At 68.7% G+C, this 15,842-nt stretch carries 17 protein-coding genes and 1 tRNA gene; 12 read left to right on the top strand and 6 right to left on the bottom strand.

The genetic code is table 11. The features are described from left to right. Positions 1 to 761 precede the first annotated feature (761 nt). The 3 genes from ACIA5H_RS15065 to ACIA5H_RS15055 all read left to right on the top strand — a co-directional run bounded on the left by ACIA5H_RS15065 (position 762) and on the right by ACIA5H_RS15055 (position 4,998). The gene (locus tag ACIA5H_RS15065; RefSeq protein WP_355070130.1) at positions 762 to 3,050 is read left to right on the top strand and encodes a polyribonucleotide nucleotidyltransferase; all 2,289 of its coding nucleotides are present in this window, start codon (positions 762 to 764) and stop codon (positions 3,048 to 3,050) included. 38 nt (positions 3,051 to 3,088) lie between these two features. Then, complete coding sequence (locus ACIA5H_RS15060; protein ID WP_397076691.1) at positions 3,089 to 4,429, top strand: M16 family metallopeptidase; 1,341 nt, start codon at positions 3,089 to 3,091, stop codon at positions 4,427 to 4,429. A 146-nt stretch (positions 4,430 to 4,575) separates the two neighbouring features. Then, positions 4,576 to 4,998, top strand: a complete 423-nt coding sequence (locus ACIA5H_RS15055) for a hypothetical protein (protein WP_397076555.1) — start codon at positions 4,576 to 4,578, stop codon at positions 4,996 to 4,998. A gap of 21 nt (positions 4,999 to 5,019) precedes the next feature. Here the strand turns inward: ACIA5H_RS15055 and ACIA5H_RS15050 are convergent, their stop codons facing one another. Continuing rightward, positions 5,020 to 5,349, bottom strand: coding sequence for a helix-turn-helix domain-containing protein (locus tag ACIA5H_RS15050; RefSeq protein ID WP_355070134.1), 330 nt, complete (start codon positions 5,347 to 5,349; stop codon positions 5,020 to 5,022). A gap of 93 nt (positions 5,350 to 5,442) precedes the next feature. On the opposite strand from ACIA5H_RS15050, the gene ACIA5H_RS15045 reads away from it, so the two are divergent. From ACIA5H_RS15045 to ACIA5H_RS15015, 7 genes are all read left to right on the top strand, one after another. Then, the gene (locus tag ACIA5H_RS15045; RefSeq protein ID WP_397076554.1) at positions 5,443 to 6,657 is read left to right on the top strand and encodes an MFS transporter; all 1,215 of its coding nucleotides are present in this window, start codon (positions 5,443 to 5,445) and stop codon (positions 6,655 to 6,657) included. Between the two features lie 70 nt (positions 6,658 to 6,727). Then, a tRNA-Gly gene (locus ACIA5H_RS15040) sits at positions 6,728 to 6,803 on the top strand. Positions 6,804 to 7,190: 387 nt separating this feature from the next. Further along, positions 7,191 to 7,322, top strand: a complete 132-nt coding sequence (locus ACIA5H_RS15035; RefSeq protein ID WP_397076553.1) for a hypothetical protein — start codon at positions 7,191 to 7,193, stop codon at positions 7,320 to 7,322. After that, complete coding sequence (locus ACIA5H_RS15030; protein WP_397076552.1) at positions 7,322 to 8,320, top strand: PfkB family carbohydrate kinase; 999 nt, start codon at positions 7,322 to 7,324, stop codon at positions 8,318 to 8,320. Before ACIA5H_RS15035 ends, ACIA5H_RS15030 begins: the two co-directional genes overlap by 1 nt. 320 nt (positions 8,321 to 8,640) lie before the next feature. Further along, positions 8,641 to 9,294, top strand: a complete 654-nt coding sequence (locus ACIA5H_RS15025; protein WP_379251339.1) for a PAS and ANTAR domain-containing protein — start codon at positions 8,641 to 8,643, stop codon at positions 9,292 to 9,294. 150 nt (positions 9,295 to 9,444) lie between these two features. Next, complete coding sequence (locus ACIA5H_RS15020; protein WP_397076551.1) at positions 9,445 to 9,942, top strand: STAS domain-containing protein; 498 nt, start codon at positions 9,445 to 9,447, stop codon at positions 9,940 to 9,942. An 89-nt stretch (positions 9,943 to 10,031) separates the two neighbouring features. Continuing rightward, positions 10,032 to 10,853, top strand: a complete 822-nt coding sequence (locus ACIA5H_RS15015; RefSeq protein WP_379251335.1) for an RNA polymerase sigma factor SigF — start codon at positions 10,032 to 10,034, stop codon at positions 10,851 to 10,853. A 41-nt stretch (positions 10,854 to 10,894) separates the two neighbouring features. Here ACIA5H_RS15015 and ACIA5H_RS15010 read toward each other — a convergent pair whose 3' ends face one another. Next, on the bottom strand, positions 10,895 to 11,848 hold the full coding sequence (locus ACIA5H_RS15010; RefSeq protein WP_397076550.1) for a helix-turn-helix transcriptional regulator: 954 nt from the start codon (positions 11,846 to 11,848) through the stop codon (positions 10,895 to 10,897). A gap of 380 nt (positions 11,849 to 12,228) precedes the next feature. Between ACIA5H_RS15010 and ACIA5H_RS15005 the strand changes: the two genes are divergently transcribed. Next, positions 12,229 to 12,378: a hypothetical protein gene (locus ACIA5H_RS15005; RefSeq protein ID WP_379251331.1), complete on the top strand. Its 150-nt coding sequence runs from the start codon at positions 12,229 to 12,231 to the stop codon at positions 12,376 to 12,378. A 46-nt stretch (positions 12,379 to 12,424) separates the two neighbouring features. On the opposite strand, the gene ACIA5H_RS15000 is transcribed toward ACIA5H_RS15005, so the two are convergent. Both ACIA5H_RS15000 and ACIA5H_RS14995 read right to left on the bottom strand, forming a co-directional pair. After that, the gene (locus ACIA5H_RS15000) at positions 12,425 to 12,853 is read right to left on the bottom strand and encodes a low affinity iron permease family protein (protein WP_397076549.1); all 429 of its coding nucleotides are present in this window, start codon (positions 12,851 to 12,853) and stop codon (positions 12,425 to 12,427) included. 132 nt (positions 12,854 to 12,985) lie between these two features. Continuing rightward, positions 12,986 to 13,942: a YihY/virulence factor BrkB family protein gene (locus tag ACIA5H_RS14995; RefSeq protein WP_397076548.1), complete on the bottom strand. Its 957-nt coding sequence runs from the start codon at positions 13,940 to 13,942 to the stop codon at positions 12,986 to 12,988. Between the two features lie 198 nt (positions 13,943 to 14,140). On the opposite strand from ACIA5H_RS14995, the gene ACIA5H_RS14990 reads away from it, so the two are divergent. Next, on the top strand, positions 14,141 to 14,629 hold the full coding sequence (locus ACIA5H_RS14990; RefSeq protein WP_356961448.1) for an FBP domain-containing protein: 489 nt from the start codon (positions 14,141 to 14,143) through the stop codon (positions 14,627 to 14,629). A 217-nt stretch (positions 14,630 to 14,846) separates the two neighbouring features. On the opposite strand, the gene ACIA5H_RS14985 is transcribed toward ACIA5H_RS14990, so the two are convergent. Both ACIA5H_RS14985 and ACIA5H_RS14980 read right to left on the bottom strand, forming a co-directional pair. Continuing rightward, on the bottom strand, positions 14,847 to 15,278 hold the full coding sequence (locus tag ACIA5H_RS14985) for a YbaB/EbfC family nucleoid-associated protein (protein WP_397076547.1): 432 nt from the start codon (positions 15,276 to 15,278) through the stop codon (positions 14,847 to 14,849). Positions 15,279 to 15,393: 115 nt separating this feature from the next. After that, positions 15,394 to 15,786: a DUF4440 domain-containing protein gene (locus ACIA5H_RS14980; protein ID WP_379251322.1), complete on the bottom strand. Its 393-nt coding sequence runs from the start codon at positions 15,784 to 15,786 to the stop codon at positions 15,394 to 15,396. Positions 15,787 to 15,842 lie beyond the last annotated feature (56 nt).

Raw genomic sequence — 15,842 nt, 5'->3', positions numbered from 1 at the left:
CGTGGTCGAGGTGGGCTGAGCGCGTCGGGCGGCGAAGGCGTGGTCTAGGTGTATGCCTGCCGTGGCGGGGCCGCGTTGTTCGAGAAGTATCCGTCTGGCAGAGCCGCGTTGTATGTTTGTTCGCCGTCTGGCAGAGCCGCGTCGGTAGATAATTCCTGCCCTGGACGTTCAGGTCGCTGTGGGCCGTCGTTCGTAGCTGCCGGGGCCCGGGGCCACACCTACATGATCTTGACGGTGATTTCGTCGTAGACGGTGATTCACTCGGATTCGACACGGGCCACGTGGTCTGCGGCCCATGCCGCGTCAGGTGTTCGCGGCCGTCTCGGTTCGGCTGTGGCTCGCGCGGTTGCCTGCCATGGCTATCGGGCGTCCGGTTCGCCGATGGGCGGAGTGGTAGGCGGCTGCTCGACACGGGGGTGTCCGAGGCAGTCGCTGGTTCGGCCAACGGGGAGACGTACAATCGCACCGTTGGTTATATGTGTACAGGGGTGCGGATTGCCCCCGTCGCACGACAACATTGCACAGCCGTATGCACCCGTCGCGTGGCGTCGGTCTTCGGTAGTGGCCTATCGGCAGCGAGTTGGCGCCGTCGGGCTTCGATCGATGACCGCCTCCGCGTCGCCGTGTCCAAGGGGATTCGGCCGGGTGTGCGCGCCGCAGCCAGGAGGGTCGCCGCGCGTCCGTACCCGGTACGGCTGACGACAGCCGGATCGCGCCAGCGTGCGCTGGAGCCGGCGAAGACGAGAGGTTGAGAGAGAAGAATGACCGAAACAACTGAACGCAAGAGCTCGGCCGTCGAGGTCGAGCCGGGCGTGTTCGAATCCGTAGCGCTGATCGACAACGGCAGCTACGGCACCCGCACCATCCGGTTCGAGACCGGACGCCTCGCCAGGCAGGCCGCCGGTTCGGTCGTCGCCTACCTGGACGACGAGACCATGCTGCTGTCGGCCACCACCGCGGGCAAGCAGCCCAAGGACCAGTTCGACTTCTTCCCGCTGACGGTCGACGTCGAGGAGCGGATGTACGCCGCGGGCCGCATCCCCGGGTCGTTCTTCCGCCGCGAGGGCCGCCCCTCCACCGACGCGATCCTGACCTGCCGCCTGATCGACCGTCCGCTGCGTCCGTCGTTCGTCGACGGCCTGCGCAACGAGATCCAGGTCGTGGTCACCGTGCTGAGCCTGGACCCCAAGGACCTCTACGACGTGGTGGCCATCAACGCCGCGTCCGCGTCCACCCAGATCGCGGGCCTGCCGTTCTCCGGCCCGGTCGGCGGCGTGCGCGTCGCGCTGATCCACGACGGGGCGGGTTCCCAATGGGTCGCCTTCCCGACCACCGAGCAGCTCGAGGGCGCGGTATTCGACATGGTCGTCGCGGGCCGCGTGGTCGAGTCCGGTGACGTCGCGATCATGATGGTCGAGGCGGAGGCGACCGAGAACGTCATCGCGCTGGTCGACGGCGGTGCGCAGGCGCCGACCGAGGCCGTCGTCGCCGAGGGGCTCGAGGCCGCCAAGCCGTTCATCGCCCGCCTCTGCCGCGCGCAGCAGGACCTGGCCGAACTGGCCGCCAAGCCCACCGAGGAGTTCCCGCTCTTCCCGCCGTACGGCCGGGACGTGTACGAGGCCGTCGAGGGCACCGCGAAGCGCGAGCTGGGCGAGGCGCTGAGCATCTCCGGCAAGCAGGAGCGCGAGGAGAAGATCGACGAGATCAAGCTCGCCGTGCTCGACCGCCTGGCCGACGACTACGCCGGGCGGGAGAAGGAACTGGGCGCGGCATTCCGCTCCGTCACCAAGAAGCTGGTCCGCCAGCGGATCCTGTCCGACGGCTTCCGCATCGACGGCCGCGGGCTGGCCGATATCCGCGCGCTGTCCGCCGAGGTCGCCGTGGTGCCCCGGGCGCACGGCTCGGCGCTGTTCGAGCGTGGCGAGACCCAGATCCTGGGCGTCACCACCCTGGACATGGTGAAGATGGCCCAGCAGGTCGACTCGCTCGGCCCGGAGACCAGCAAGCGCTACATGCACCACTACAACTTCCCGCCGTTCTCCACCGGCGAGACCGGCCGGGTGGGTTCGCCCAAGCGCCGCGAGATCGGCCACGGCGCGCTGGCCGAGCGGGCGCTGATTCCCGTGCTGCCCAGCCAGGAGGAGTTCCCTTACGCCATCCGTCAGGTGTCGGAGGCGCTGGGATCCAACGGCTCCACCTCGATGGGTTCGGTGTGCGCCTCCACCCTGTCGCTGCTGAACGCCGGCGTGCCGCTGAAGGCGCCGGTCGCCGGCATCGCGATGGGTCTGGTGTCGGACACCATCACCAACGACCAGGGTGAGGAAGAGGTCCGCTACGTCGCGCTGACCGACATCCTCGGCGCCGAGGACGCCTTCGGCGACATGGACTTCAAGGTCGCGGGCACCCGCCAGTTCGTCACCGCGTTGCAGCTGGACACCAAGCTGGACGGCATCCCGTCGCAGGTGCTGGCCGGCGCGCTGAGCCAGGCCCACGACGCGCGCACCACGATCCTGGACGTGATGGCCGAGGCCATCACCACCCCGGACGAGATGAGCCCGTACGCGCCGCGCGTCACCGCGATCAAGATCCCGGTCGACAAGATCGGCGAGGTGATCGGCCCCAAGGGCAAGGTGATCAACCAGATCACCGAGGACACCGGCGCCAACATCTCCATCGAGGACGACGGCACCGTGTTCGTCGGCGCGACCGACGGCCCGTCCGCGCAGGCCGCGATCGACGCCATCAACGCCATCGCCAACCCGCAGCTGCCGAAGGTCGGCGAGCGCTTCCTGGGCACGGTCGTCAAGACCACCGCCTTCGGCGCGTTCGTCTCGCTGCTGCCGGGCCGCGACGGTCTGGTGCACATCTCCAAGCTGGGCAACGGCAAGCGCGTGGCGAAGGTCGAGGACGTGGTGAACGTCGGCGACAAGCTGCGGGTGGAGATCGCCGACATCGACAACCGCGGCAAGATCTCGCTCGTGCCGGTCGAGGAGAACGCCGAGGAGACCGGCGACGACACGGCCGATGCGGGTTCGGCCGGGACCGAGTAGTACTTGTCTCTGTGACGAAGAAGAAGACGACAACCCCTCTGCTCAGCACCGGGCAGGGGGGTTCGTCACTCGAGCTGCGGGCGGACTCGGACAGCGGCGTGCGGCGTACCGTATTGCCCGGCGGATTGCGGGTGGTCACCGAGCATCTGCCCGGGGTGCGCTCGGCGTCCGTGGGTGTTTGGGTCGGTGTCGGGTCGCGTGACGAGGGCCCGACCGTCGCGGGAGCTGCCCACTTCCTGGAGCACCTGCTGTTCAAGGCGACGCCGACGCGGTCGGCCCTGGACATCGCCGAGGCGATGGACGCGGTCGGCGGCGAGCTGAACGCGTTCACCGCGAAGGAGCAGACCTGCTACTACGCGCATGTCCTGGACGATGACCTGCCCCTGGCGGTCGACATGGTCTCCGACGTGGTGCTCAACGGCTTGTGCCGGGCCTCGGACGTGGACGTGGAGCGGCAGGTGGTGCTCGAGGAGATCGCCATGCGCGACGACGACCCCGAGGACCTGGTCGGCGACTCCTTCTTGGCGGCGTTGTTCGGCGATCATCCGATCGGGCGTCCGGTGATCGGCTCGATCGAATCCATCGAGGGGATGCGGGCCGCGCAGCTGCGGTCGTTCCACCTGCGGCGGTACCGGCCGGACCGGATGGTGGTCGCGGTCGCGGGCAACGTGGAGCACGACCACACCGTGGAATTGGTGCATCGTGCCTTCGAGAACCGGCTCGACCTGGCGGCGGCGCCCGCCCGGCGGCGCGAGGGCCGGTTCCGCCCACACGGCGACCCGCAGCTGCACTGGAGTCATCGCGACAGCGAGCAGGCTCATCTGGTGTTCGGCGTGCGCGCCTTCGGACGGCACGAAGGGGACCGGCGCTGGCCGCTGTCGGTGTTGAACACCGTGGTCGGCGGCGGGTTGAGTTCCCGTCTGTTCCAGCGCATCCGGGAGGAGCGCGGACTGGCCTATTCGGTGTATTCCAGCGTGGACACCTTCGCCGACACCGGAGCGTTCTCGGTCTACATCGGCTGCCAGCCGGAGAACCTCGGTCAGGTGGCGGCACTGGCTCGCGGCGTTCTCGAGGAAGTCGCCGCCGACGGCATCAGCGACGCCGAGTGCGCCCGCGCCAAGGGCTCGTTGCGCGGCGGGCTGGTGCTCGGTCTGGAGGATTCGGCCTCGCGTATGAACCGGTTGGGGCGCAGCGAACTCAGCTACGGCAACCACCGCACCGTGTCGGAGACCTTGGCCCGCATCGACGCCGTCACGACCGAGGAAGTGTCGGCCGTCGCGCGGACCCTGCTGGCGCGGCCGTTCGCCGCGGCGGTCGCCGGACCGTACAAGCGCACCCGTGATCTGCCCGCTGCCGTCCGGCGGCTGGCGCCGAGCTGATCCGCACGCGGGCGCGGGGTTGCCGCTTGGCGGAGCATCCCCCGCCGCGATACTGTTTCGGCCGCCCGGCCGTCGGTTCTTCGCCGGAGGGCGCTGAACTCGATTGTCCGGGTGTCGGATCCGGCGATCTCTGGCAAGGAGTCGAGATGAACCGAACAAGTCGTGCCCTTCGCGTGCTCGGCGCGGTTTCGCTGCCCGTCGTCGTGCTGGCCGGGTGCGGCGGAACGGACGCGGACGCGGGCAAGCCGGGTGAGCCGACCGAGGCCGCACTGCGCACGGAAGCCACGAAGATGACCGAGGCGCTGGCGAGTCACGACTACGCCGCCGCGTACCGATTCCGTTCCGCGCGTTGCAGGCTCACGCTCAACGAGGACGACTACGTGGCGTCCATGGCGCAGCTGTACGACGGCAGGGACCTGAAGTCGAAGCCGTCGGAGATCACCGTCACCACCTCCGGATCGACCGGGACGGTCACGGTCAAGAATTTCGACGCCCGCGCCGCCCAGGACGACTCGAAGCCCAAGACCTGGACATTCGTCGACGGGCAGTGGCGCTTCGACAACTGCTGACCGCAGACCCGCTCGGCCGGGTCATTCCGGCCGGGCGCGGTTGGCGGCCGCCACGATCGTCGGCACCAGTCCGGGCAGAGCGGACTCGAGGTCGTCGGTGCGCAGACGCTGGCAGGTCTGGCCGTCGATGACCAGGCGCTCGATCACGCCCGCGTCGCGCAGGATCTTGAAGTGGTGGGTGGCGGTCGACTTGTTGATCACCTCGTAGAGCGCGCCGCAGCGGACCGCCGTTCCCGCGTTGCTGAGCCGGCGCACCATTTCCAGGCGCACCGGGTCCTGCAGCGCGCTGAGCACCGCGGGCAGCGTGGCGACCGGGGGCGCCTGCTGGTCCGCGTCTCGGACATCGACCATGATCTGGCTCACTCTCGGGTTTGATGATCGTCGTACCGGATGTATCGTCGACTGCTGTTCGATCATCATCAAACCTACCTGATCGGAGTACCGATGGCAGCGACGATGGCGGTGGCCGTCGACGAGCAGACCTCACAGCGCTGGGCTTACGCCCTGGTGCTGGCGGCCAGCGGCGTGGCGCTGGGGGTTTCGGGCGTTCCCGCGCCGCTCTACGGCATCTATCAGAAACAGTGGCATCTCTCGCCGCTCACCACGACCATCGTGTTCGCGGTCTACGCGGTGGCCGCCCTGGGCGCGGTGCTGGTATCCGGGCGGATCTCCGATGTGGTCGGCCGGAAACCGGTGCTGCTCGGCGCCTTCGCCACGATGGTCGCCGGATTGCTGGTATTCGTGCTCGCCGACAGCGTGCCCATGCTGCTGCTGGCCCGTGCGCTGCACGGCGTCGCGGTCGGCTCGACCGTGGTCGCGGGCGCGGCCGCGCTGCTGGATCTGCGTCCGCACCGCGGCGCGCGGTCCGGGCAACTCAGCGGCGTCGCGTTCAACGTGGGAATGGCGGTGGCGATCCTGGGCTCGGCGCTGCTGGCCCAGTACGCGCCGCATCCGTTGCGGACGCCGTACGTCGTGATCACCGTCGTCTGCCTCGCGATCGGCGTCGGCGTGCTCGCGCTGCGCGAACCGCATTCGGCCCGGGTGGCCGGGCGCATCCGGATCGCGAAACCCGCCGTACCGGCGGAGATTCGGGCCGACTTCTGGTTCTCGGCCATCGGCGTGATGGCGGCCTGGTCGGTGCTGGGCGTGCTGCTGTCGCTATACCCGTCGCTGGCCACGCAGCAGACCGGCATTCACAACTTGGTCTTCGGCGGCGCCGTCGTCGCCTCGACCGCCCTCTCCGGCGCCACCGCGCAACTGTTCGCGACCGGCGTGCCCGCTCGGCGGGCCGCGATCCTCGGCGACACCGGCATGGCGCTGGCGCTTGTGCTGACGGTGCCCGCGCTGGCCACACACAACTGGGTGGTGGTACTCGCCGCGGGCGTCGCACTGGGCGCGACCTTCGGACTCGGTTTCGGCGGATCGCTGCGCCACCTGTCGGATGTCGTGCCGCAACACAAGCGCGGCGAGACCATGTCGGCGTACTACTTGCTCGCCTATTCGGCCATGGCGCTGCCCACCATCGCGGCCGGTTGGGCGGCCACCACCTGGGGCCTGAGCACCGTGTTCCCGTGGTTCGTCGGTGTCGTGGCCGTCGCCTGCCTGATCGCGGCCGGTCTCGGCCTGCGCCGCGACCGGTCTGGGGTCGTACGGGCATAGCGGCGATTGGCTTTTTGCCACGAGTGTCCGCTAATGTTCTGTGTCGCATCACGGTCACCGCGATGCGAATGCGGATGTAGCGCAGCTGGTAGCGCATCACCTTGCCAAGGTGAGGGTCGCGGGTTCGAATCCCGTCATCCGCTCCACGAAATCACCCGGCCGCTCCGCCGGGTTCACGCGATCACATCCAGTCGATGGTCACTCGCCATCCCCCGGTGGACCTGCTGTGCGGTACCGGCCAACCGGCGTAGAACGTGTATCAGTCGCCTGGTGAGCGGTTCCCCGGACTCGCGCGGATGCGAGGCATCGATCGCGCTCGTCTGTCCCATGCGACCTCCTGTGGAGACGATCCGACGGCCCGGCACGAATGTCGTCGTTCTACCCGGGGTCCGACGGCACAAACCGCGCCGCATCCGAGACGGAATGTTTCGGCGCGGTCGGTCCGGGCATGTCCGCACGTGCGGGCTTCGCCGTGAGGCCCGGATCGGTAACTGCGCGTTCCATCCAATCGTCCTCGGCGAACGGAGACAGCAGTGCAGATCGCCACGGTGTCCGAGCATGCGGGCCCGGCGGCCGGATCCGGTGGCGACGGCTGTGGCGGGAGCGCCGCCGAAGCCCGGCACCTGTCGGCCGACTTCGGGCCTTCCCAGCTGGAGCGGCCGTGATGGCAGCGGGCGACCCGCTCGTCGTGATCGGCGACGCGCTGCTCGACATCGATGTCGAGGGCCGCGCCGACCGATGCAGCCCGGATACGACCGCTCCCGTCGTCGACGTCGCGCACCGGACGTTCCGCCCCGGTGGCGCGGGATTGGCGGCCCGGCTCGCCGCGGCGCAGGAGCGCGAAGTGGTGCTGATCGCGGGCTTCGCGGCAGACGAGGCGGCTGCCCGGCTGCGCGGGCTGCTGGACTCGCACGTGCGGGTCATCGCCCTTCCCCAGCGCGGTTCGACGGTCTGCAAGCAGCGAGTGCGGGCGATCGGCCCCTGCGCCCCGAACGGCCACGCCCGTGCCCGGCAGTCCCGGCGGCCCATCCTGATCACCAGAATCGACTCCGGCGCCGGGCAGGTAGGCGCCGACCTGCTTCCCGACGAGGCGGTCGCCGCGCTTGCGGCGGCGCGCGCGGTCCTGGTCTCGGACTATGGTGGCGGCGCCGCGGCCCACCCGCAGATCCGTGGGCTGCTGCGCGCCCACGCCGACCACGTTCCGATCGTCTGGGACCCCCATCCCCGCGGACCCGTACCGATCCCGGGCGCGGCCCTGGTCACCCCGAATCACGCGGAAGCGCTCACCCTGCTGTCCGGGCGGCTCGACGACGGACCTGACCTGTGGAGGCTCGCCAAAGGGTGGGCTGTCGGGGCGATCGCGGTGACCCTCGGAACGGAAGGGGTCCTGGTCTGCCTGCGCGCGTCGGGCAAACGCCTGCGCATCCCGCTTCCGTCCGTGGCCAGGGCGCCGGATGGCGCCGACACCTGCGGTGCGGGGGACAGCTTCGCCGTTGCCGCGGCAGCCCGCTTGGCCGAGGGGCGTGGACCGGAGAGCGCGGTGCGCCGCGCGGTGCTCGCGGCAGCCGAGTTTGTCGGGTCGGGCGCCGCCGCCGCGTTCTCGGAGACGGAAGCGGCGACGGTTTCCGGAGCGTCCGCCGCCCGCGACCGGCTGTGGACCTGATCCGCCTGCCTCGAAAACCTTGTGTGCCAAGCGATCACCCCGAAGCTCGGAAACCGAGTCCTTCCTCGCTTTTCCGGCGGGAACCGAACCTCCTCGTGCCCGAGCCCGACGCGGATGACATACTGGGTTCGCAGGTCACCGGCTGCCGTCAGGATGTGTGCGCGCGCCGGCCGTTGAGTCAACAGCGGATTCTCGGCCGAACGCGCCCGTGTCCGCGCGATCCCGTCGAAGGGATGGCGGCGGTGCCGTGGTGTCGCGGCCGCAAGCCCCCTGTACCTCGGAGAGGCATTGCATTCATGACTCAACACATGCAACCCCACATGTCCGACGTGCTCGCAGATAGCTCCATACCGTCGGACCAGCCCGCGGTGGGAAGCTTCCGGTTCTGGTTCGCCACCCGTCGCTGGGAATGGTCGGCCGAGGTGTATCGCATGCACGGCTACCGGCCCGGTGAGATCGAGCCCACCACGGAGTTGTTGCTGGCGCACAAGCACCCGGACGACCGCACGCACGTCGCCGAGATCATCGAGCGCGCCATCGATCGAGGGGAGACCTTCTCGAGCAGGCACCGGTTCATCGACCTGTCCGGTCAGGAACACACCGTGCTCGTCGTCGCCGACCGGATCCTGGACGACACCGGCACCGCCGTCGGCACCTCCGGTTTCTACGTCGACCTCTCCGACACCATCGCCGAAGCGCACCAAGCCATGCTCGCCGCGACCCTGCCCGGACTCTACGAGAATCGCGCGGTGATCGAGCAGGCCAAAGGGGTGCTCATGCGCATCTATCAAATCAGCGCAGATCAGGCGTTCCAAGTGCTGCGCTGGCGTTCTCAGGAGACCAACACCAAATTACGAGCGCTCGCCCAGCAACTGATCGCCGAACTTCCGCTCGTCCCGCCGCCACCTGCGGACCTGGTCGCCGCGTTCGACCACATCCTGCTCACCGTCCATCACCGGATACCGCCCGACTGATCGTGCGAGAGGCGGCTCCCCGGCGGTGCGGGCATTTCGTTTTTCGGACCGATGTTCCGTGGGACTTCGTCTATCGCGCTGACATGCACGTCGATGGCTGTCAGGCTCGAGCATGCGGTCTCGTGCCGACACCGGCCGCGGGAGGTGCGCATGACCTGTCGGTACGGCGTGAAAGGCATCCGGACCGCGGATGGTCTGCTCGTGGTGACGTACGGTGAACTGGACGCGGCGAACGCCGACGAGTGCTTCACCCCGATCATCGATGTCGTCGAAAACTACTGCGACACAACCGCGAATCCCACTTCGGTCGTGATCGACCTCTGCGGGCTGCGTTTTCTTTCCTGCGCGGGCGTCAGTATGGTGCTGCGGCTGGCGAGATGGGCTGCGCGAGCGGGCATCTCGGTCGGCGTGACCGTGCCCGACGACGGCCCCGTGCGGCGCATCGTGGACGTCCTCGGAGTGGGACGGAGCGTGCCGGTCGTCGCGTGCCCGGCGCCTGCGGTACACGGCGGCGCCCACGACCCGCGCGAGTGCCGTTCGTCCGGAGTTCCGCTCCGGCGGCGTCCGGCGCTGACCCGCGGTCCCGAGAACGCAGATCCACGCTGTCGGCCGTCCGATTTACGAACAAGACCGCCCACGAGCGCTTGAGGCAGCCGCCGGGCGGTACCCCGCGATCATCGCCTCGTTCACCACCGGTGAGCGCGTCGATCGCTGGACAACGGGAATCGAGGAAGCTCATGTCATTGGCGACCGCGAACCACAGGACCGCCACACCCCGCCGGACGCGGCGCGGAACCGACAGCTACGACGGCATCGAACCGTGGCTGGAGAAACTGTCCGCGATGGACGAGAACGATCCCGAACGCTCGCGATTGCGGGAAGCGATTCTGCGGCGGTGTCTACCGCTCGCCGAGCACATCGCCCGTCGCTTCGTCGGTCGCGGGGAAAACTACGACGATCTGTACCAGATCGCGACTGTGGGGCTGGTGCTCGCGGTCGATCGGTTCGACCCGGCGCGGGGACCGTCGTTCCTGTCGTTCGCGGTCCCCACGATCATGGGCGAGGTGCGTCGCCACTTCCGCGATCACAGCTGGGCGGTGCGGGTGCCGCGCCGGATCAAGGAGATCCAGTTGACCATCGGCCCGGCCGTGGAGCGGCTCTCCCAGCGCCTGGAACGGATGCCGACCGCTCTGGAGATCGCCGTGGAGTTGAACCTCGACCTGACGGAAGTCACGCAAGCGCTGCTGGCAGGCAACGCCTATTCCACGAACTCGATCGACGCCGTCGTCGAGGACGACGAGACCGGCAGCACCTCGGTCCGGATCGCGGAGACCTTCGGCGAGGAGGACCCGTCCTACGAGTTGACCGACGAGGCCCTGGCGATCGCTCCGCTGCTCGCCGAACTGCCCGAGCGAGAGCGGCGCGTGCTGCACATGCGCTTTTTCGAATCGCGCACGCAAGCACAGATCGCCGCGGTGCTCGGCGTCTCGCAGATGCACATCTCGCGTGTTCTGGCACGGACGCTCGCCGAGCTCCGCGAGCGCGCCATGCGGGACTGACCGAGGTCATCCGGACTCGTCGCAGGCCGAATGCCCCCGCGTCACGCGCTGAGCGTCGTGTGCGGGGATCGGCCGTACGCGCCGCGGTAGGCGGTCGCGAATCGTCCCGGGTGAGCGAAGCCCCATGTCGCGGCGATGGAGGTCACTGTGTGCCCGTCGTCGGGCGAGAAGTCGCGCAGTTGTTCGTGCGCCCCGCGCAGGCGAAGCCGCCGCAGATACGCCATGGGCGTGGTGTCCAGATGGCGGCGGAACGCCAGTTGCAGCGCACGGGCGCTGACATAGGAGGCCGCGGCGATGTCGGCCACGCTGATGTCCTCGCACACATGTGCCTCGAGGTACGCCACTGCGCGCCGCACGGTGTCGGGGTGGGCGTCGTTGCGGTCGCTCGCCGTCGGATCCAGGTGTGCGGTGCTCGGCAGGGTGTGCAGCACGGTGGCGGCCAGGTACTGCACGGCGGTGGATGCGATCAGCGGCGCCTCGCTGGCCACAGGATCCGCGGCGACACCGCGCATATGCCCCAGTACGTCGGACAAATGCTTCGCCGCGACCGCGGAGACCGGGCGATGACCCGTCAGGCGAACCGGCTCCAGGTCGTGCTCGGGGCTCGCGGCCGCCACCCGGGTCAGCAGCGCGGGATCGAACATCGTGATGCGGTAGCGGGCGTGGTGGACCACCCCGGAGTACGGCAGGTCCGGTGGCGTGAGCAGCCCGAGTTCACCGGGCTGGAAGAAGTCGGTGGTGCCGTCGGCATAGTTCTCTTCGATCGACCCCGAGTCCACCTCGCACAGGCAGATCTTGCCCAGCGGCTGAGCGTCGTACTTCATGTCGAAGCTCAGGTCGAGATCATCCAGGCTGACCGGACCGAGCATTTTCCGGGTGATGTCCGTGCGCACCGCCACACCGGTGCTGGTGCCGATCCGCATCCTGGTGTAGTTGGAATTGAGGAATTCCTCTGTGTCGCCCAAACTGTCGCTGTGGAAGGCCAATGACTCCATTGCTGCGACACTCCTGCTGTTTCGATAAGGCATCCCGCCCAGCACGTCGTAAAAGGTTTGTCGAGCAACTCTGCTTCGACGTGCGGCCTGGTCACAACCGTGGTCGATTCAGGCGAGGCGCGCGGTTGGTACCACCAACTGCGACGAGGCTCCGATCCCGCACGCACCGAGATGAGGTGAATACCCGCTCCGGCTGCGTTTCAACCGTCGGGAGACTCCTACTCTACCCGCCGCGCGGCGATCGCACCGGGCGCCTGGGACGGGCACGCGCGGGTGGCGCGGGCATCGACGTGTTTCGTCCGCACCTGAGCGGCCACCCTGACCACGAAGGGCGCGGTGGCGTCCTTCTACAACGCCGTCCCGAGAGACGAGGAGGCCCTATGGTTTCGCAGGACACGATCGCGCAATTGCGCCAGGACATCACCACCGCCTCGGACGCGGGTGACGAGGTGAATGCCGAGCGCCTGCGCCGTGAGCTCGCCGAAGCGATCCGGGAAGCCGACAAGAGCGGCGAGACCGAGCAGCGGTGACGGATCGGCGGACGCGCAGGCCGGCTGCTGCCGGCCTGCGCGCCGATCATCCCGCGCTCTCCCGGTTCTCGAGGCCGACGGCGTCGGTGAGTTCGCGGCGGTGACGCAGGAGTTCGGGGTGCTCGGAACTCAGCTCGCGCATCAGATCGCCAAGCCCGTCGGCTATGGCGTTGAGCTTCTGCTGGATGGCGGCGTCGGAGCGGCTCTGGGTGTTCTGCAGCAACGCGACGAGCAGGAACGTGATGATCGTCGTCGCGGTGTTGATGACCAGTTGCCAGGTGTCGACGCTCGGCAGCAGGAAGATCGTCGGCGCCCACACCAAGACCAGGATCACACAGAAGACGAAGAATCCCGCTTTGGAGGCCAGTGCGCTGGCCGCTGTCGCGAAGCGGTCGAATACCGACAGTTTCCCCTTGATGTCCGACGGCATGGTGGCGGGCTTTCCTGCGACGGGGCTTTCAGTGCGCTGAGCCATGCGAATCCTCTCGAAAATGCCCGATTCAGACGAGCTTCGATTTACCTGACCGGCCGGGTTCAAACGCCGTGTGCGGCGCGGCTGTGTCACCGATGCGCCGGCGCTGTCCCGCGAAACCCTTGCGGTTGTCGCTCATTCGTCGGGCTCGTCGCGCGGCGGCAAGTAGGGCTCGGCCTCCTCGGGGTGGCCGCTTGCGATGCTGCGCGCACGCGCGAGTTCGGCATCGAGTTCCGCCCCCAGCAGGATCGCGATGTTCGAGATCCACAGCCAGACGAGGAAGACGACCACGCCACCAAGAGAGCCGTAGACCCGGTTGTAGGAGCCGAAGTGGCCGACATAGAAAGCGAATCCCCAAGACGCGCCCGCCCAGAGGAGAACGGCTATGGCGCTACCGGGCGTCAGCCAGCGGAATCCCGGCTGCCGCACGTTCGGCGCCGCCCAGTACAGCAGGGCGAAGACCAGACCGATCAGTGCCATCATCACCGGCCACTTGACGATGCCCCACACTGTGATCGTCGCGTGCCCGAGGCCGAGCCACCGGCCGATCTGCTCGGCCAGCGAACCGCTGACGACGACGCCGACGGTGCAGGCGCCCAGCAGGACCACCACCGCGGCGGTCAGGGCGACCCGCACCGGCACGGTCTTCCAGACCGGCCGCCCCTCCGCGATGTCGTAGATGGCGTTGGTCGCGCGCATGAACGCGCCGATGTAGGCGGACGCGGTCCACAGCGCCGACGCCAATCCGAGCAACGCCAGCGGTCCGGCGGGTGCTTGCGCTTGCTCTATGTTGTTCACCGCGTCGGCGAGCAGATCGGTACCGCTGCCCGGCGCGATCTCGCGCATGGTGTCGATCAGCGCTTTGGTGTCGTCGCGTCCCAGCATGCCAAGCCCTGCGGTCAACACGATCAACCCCGGAAACAGCGACAGCACGCTGTAGTACGTCAGCGCCGCGGCCCAGTCGGTGAGATTGTCCCTTTGGAACTCGCCGACCGACCGCTCGACCACGCCCCACCACGACCGCCACGGCAGATCCGCGGGCCCGCGCAGCCGGCGTCGCACCGCAAACCTCTTCTGCAATCCCTGCGCCACCCGCCTCACCTCCGCTCGCGACGGATACCCGGCAGGTGGGCTCCGAAACAGATTCGGAGGCAGTGATGTTCGATGATTTCGGCGCACTCGATGGGTGCTGGGCGCGGTGTGCGGAGGGCGGAAAATCCGTTGTTCCCCGTAACACGGAACCGTAACGTCGCTCGAGTTTGTCCACCGATCGACCGAAGGAGACCCATCGTGGAACCCGTCACCGAACGCGACATCAGGTCGTCGTTCGTCAACTGTTCGAAAGGCGACGCCAAACGGCTGCCGGTACCCAAGGACCTGGACGAACGGCCCTGGGCGGATCTGGACTTCCTCGGCTGGAGCGATCCGTCTCTGCCCGGGCGCGGCTACCTGGTCGTCCCGCGGGACGACCGCTTGGTGGGCGTGGCGCTGCGCTATGCGACCGGCGGCACCGGCCGGGCGCAGATGTGCACGATCTGCCTGACCACCCATACCGGCGGCGGGGTCTCGCTGATGACCGCGCACAAGGCGGGCGAATCCGGCCGTAGGGGCAACTCGGTCGGCACCTACATGTGCACCGATCTCGCTTGCTCGCTCTACGCGCGCAACAAGAAGCGCCCCGCGCTCGGAAGCCGATACCGCGAGGATCTCACGCCAGAAGAGAAGATCGAGCGGGTGCGCGACAACCTGAACACCTTCCTGGCGAAGCTGTACGCCTGATCCTCGCGCCCATCCACCGGCAGCCCGTGCGCTGCCCGCCAGAACGGAGGTAGATGCCATGTGCCGACATTCGACAACCGCACTATCGAGCCACCTCGAGTCGCCTACCCCGCAACGGGACTCGGGGTGGCCGTGATTCCTCGCCGGTCGAGTCGGCCCGGATCGCCCGGGTCGTCCCGTCCGGCGAGGAATCACCGCTCCGGAGATCCCGAGCGCATCAGCCCGCCGGTTCGTCGCGCGCGGATTCCCACACCGCGCGCAAGCTGGGGGCGCCGGGGACCAGGTCGGGCAGGTCGGGGATCGAGCCTGCCTCGGCGACGATCGGAGCGATGATCGCCGCGTGCTGTTCACGGGCCAGCCGAGCCGCCTGTTTGCCCGCTTCGGTGACCGAACGGCCCAGCTGTTCCGGTGTGCCGCGCAGCGCGGTCGGCGCGAACCGTACGTCGACGAGGACGCCCGCCGCGTCAACGGTCACCTCCACCGACTTGTCCGCCGACGCGGCCGTGCACCGCACGGCGGCCAGCTTGTCGCGCGCCTCCGACAGGTGGGTGCGCTGCTCGGCGAGCGCATCCAGGATGTGGTCCACCTGGTTGCGGATTCCGCTGTTGGCGGAGCGCAGCCCGTCGCGTTCCCACCGGTCCACCGGCACCGACCTCCTCGAGTCCACCCTGTTCCCGACCGTCGAACCGCGTCCGGGAACGAGGTCGAAATTGTCCGGCAGGCGGGACGCGAACGCATCGCGCGCATCCCGATGCTGGGAAGGGTCAGGTCGGTGCGGACTCGGTCTCGTGCACCGTCAGCCAGCGAACCGCGCCGGGGTCATCGGTGGTCAGCACGGCGGTCACCCGGCGGCTGGTGACGTTTCCGGCCGTCCGATGTGTCTCCAGGAACCGCACCACCGCGATGTCGCCGGAGCGCAGGAGTTCCTCGACTTCGGACACTTCGATCGCCAATCCGGGCAGAGCGTTTCGCGCGCCGCGGACACCCGCGAGCAACGCGCCGCGCCCGAGTACTTCGCCACCGGTCGTCACCATACTGAACCGCTCGTGCTGCGCCGCGGCGAATCGCTCGAACACCTCCGCCTGCGCTTGCGACCCGAGCCACGTGGCGAGGTCGGCGTGCAACCGCTCGACCGCATCCACCAGATCCACACCCATGCGCGGCATCGTACGCAGGCGGCGCCCGACGTGGCGAGGAGCGGCGACCGTCCCAT

The sequence above is a fragment of the Nocardia sp. NPDC051900 genome (assembly GCF_044452545.1).
In the GTDB taxonomy this organism is placed as follows: domain Bacteria; phylum Actinomycetota; class Actinomycetes; order Mycobacteriales; family Mycobacteriaceae; genus Nocardia; species Nocardia sichangensis.
The sequence above is the reverse complement of the archived record's forward strand: the minus strand, read 5'-3'. Positions and strand labels throughout refer to the sequence as shown.

Excerpts from the sequence above, each read along its gene's own strand:
- ACIA5H_RS15025 (WP_379251339.1), top strand. The coding sequence starts at position 8,641 with ATGTCCGACGTGCTCGCAGATAGCTCCATACCGTCGGACCAGCCCGCG.
- ACIA5H_RS15030 (WP_397076552.1), top strand. The coding sequence starts at position 7,322 with ATGGCAGCGGGCGACCCGCTCGTCGTGATCGGCGACGCGCTGCTCGAC.
- ACIA5H_RS15055 (WP_397076555.1), top strand. The coding sequence starts at position 4,576 with ATGAACCGAACAAGTCGTGCCCTTCGCGTGCTCGGCGCGGTTTCGCTG.
- ACIA5H_RS15000 (WP_397076549.1), bottom strand. The coding sequence starts at position 12,853 with ATGGCTCAGCGCACTGAAAGCCCCGTCGCAGGAAAGCCCGCCACCATG.
- ACIA5H_RS15020 (WP_397076551.1), top strand. The coding sequence starts at position 9,445 with ATGACCTGTCGGTACGGCGTGAAAGGCATCCGGACCGCGGATGGTCTG.
- ACIA5H_RS15045 (WP_397076554.1), top strand. The coding sequence starts at position 5,443 with ATGGCAGCGACGATGGCGGTGGCCGTCGACGAGCAGACCTCACAGCGC.
- ACIA5H_RS15050 (WP_355070134.1), bottom strand. The coding sequence starts at position 5,349 with ATGGTCGATGTCCGAGACGCGGACCAGCAGGCGCCCCCGGTCGCCACG.
- ACIA5H_RS14980 (WP_379251322.1), bottom strand. The coding sequence starts at position 15,786 with ATGGGTGTGGATCTGGTGGATGCGGTCGAGCGGTTGCACGCCGACCTC.
- ACIA5H_RS15065 (WP_355070130.1), top strand. The coding sequence starts at position 762 with ATGACCGAAACAACTGAACGCAAGAGCTCGGCCGTCGAGGTCGAGCCG.
- ACIA5H_RS15015 (WP_379251335.1), top strand. The coding sequence starts at position 10,032 with ATGTCATTGGCGACCGCGAACCACAGGACCGCCACACCCCGCCGGACG.
- ACIA5H_RS15010 (WP_397076550.1), bottom strand. The coding sequence starts at position 11,848 with ATGGAGTCATTGGCCTTCCACAGCGACAGTTTGGGCGACACAGAGGAA.
- ACIA5H_RS15005 (WP_379251331.1), top strand. The coding sequence starts at position 12,229 with ATGGTTTCGCAGGACACGATCGCGCAATTGCGCCAGGACATCACCACC.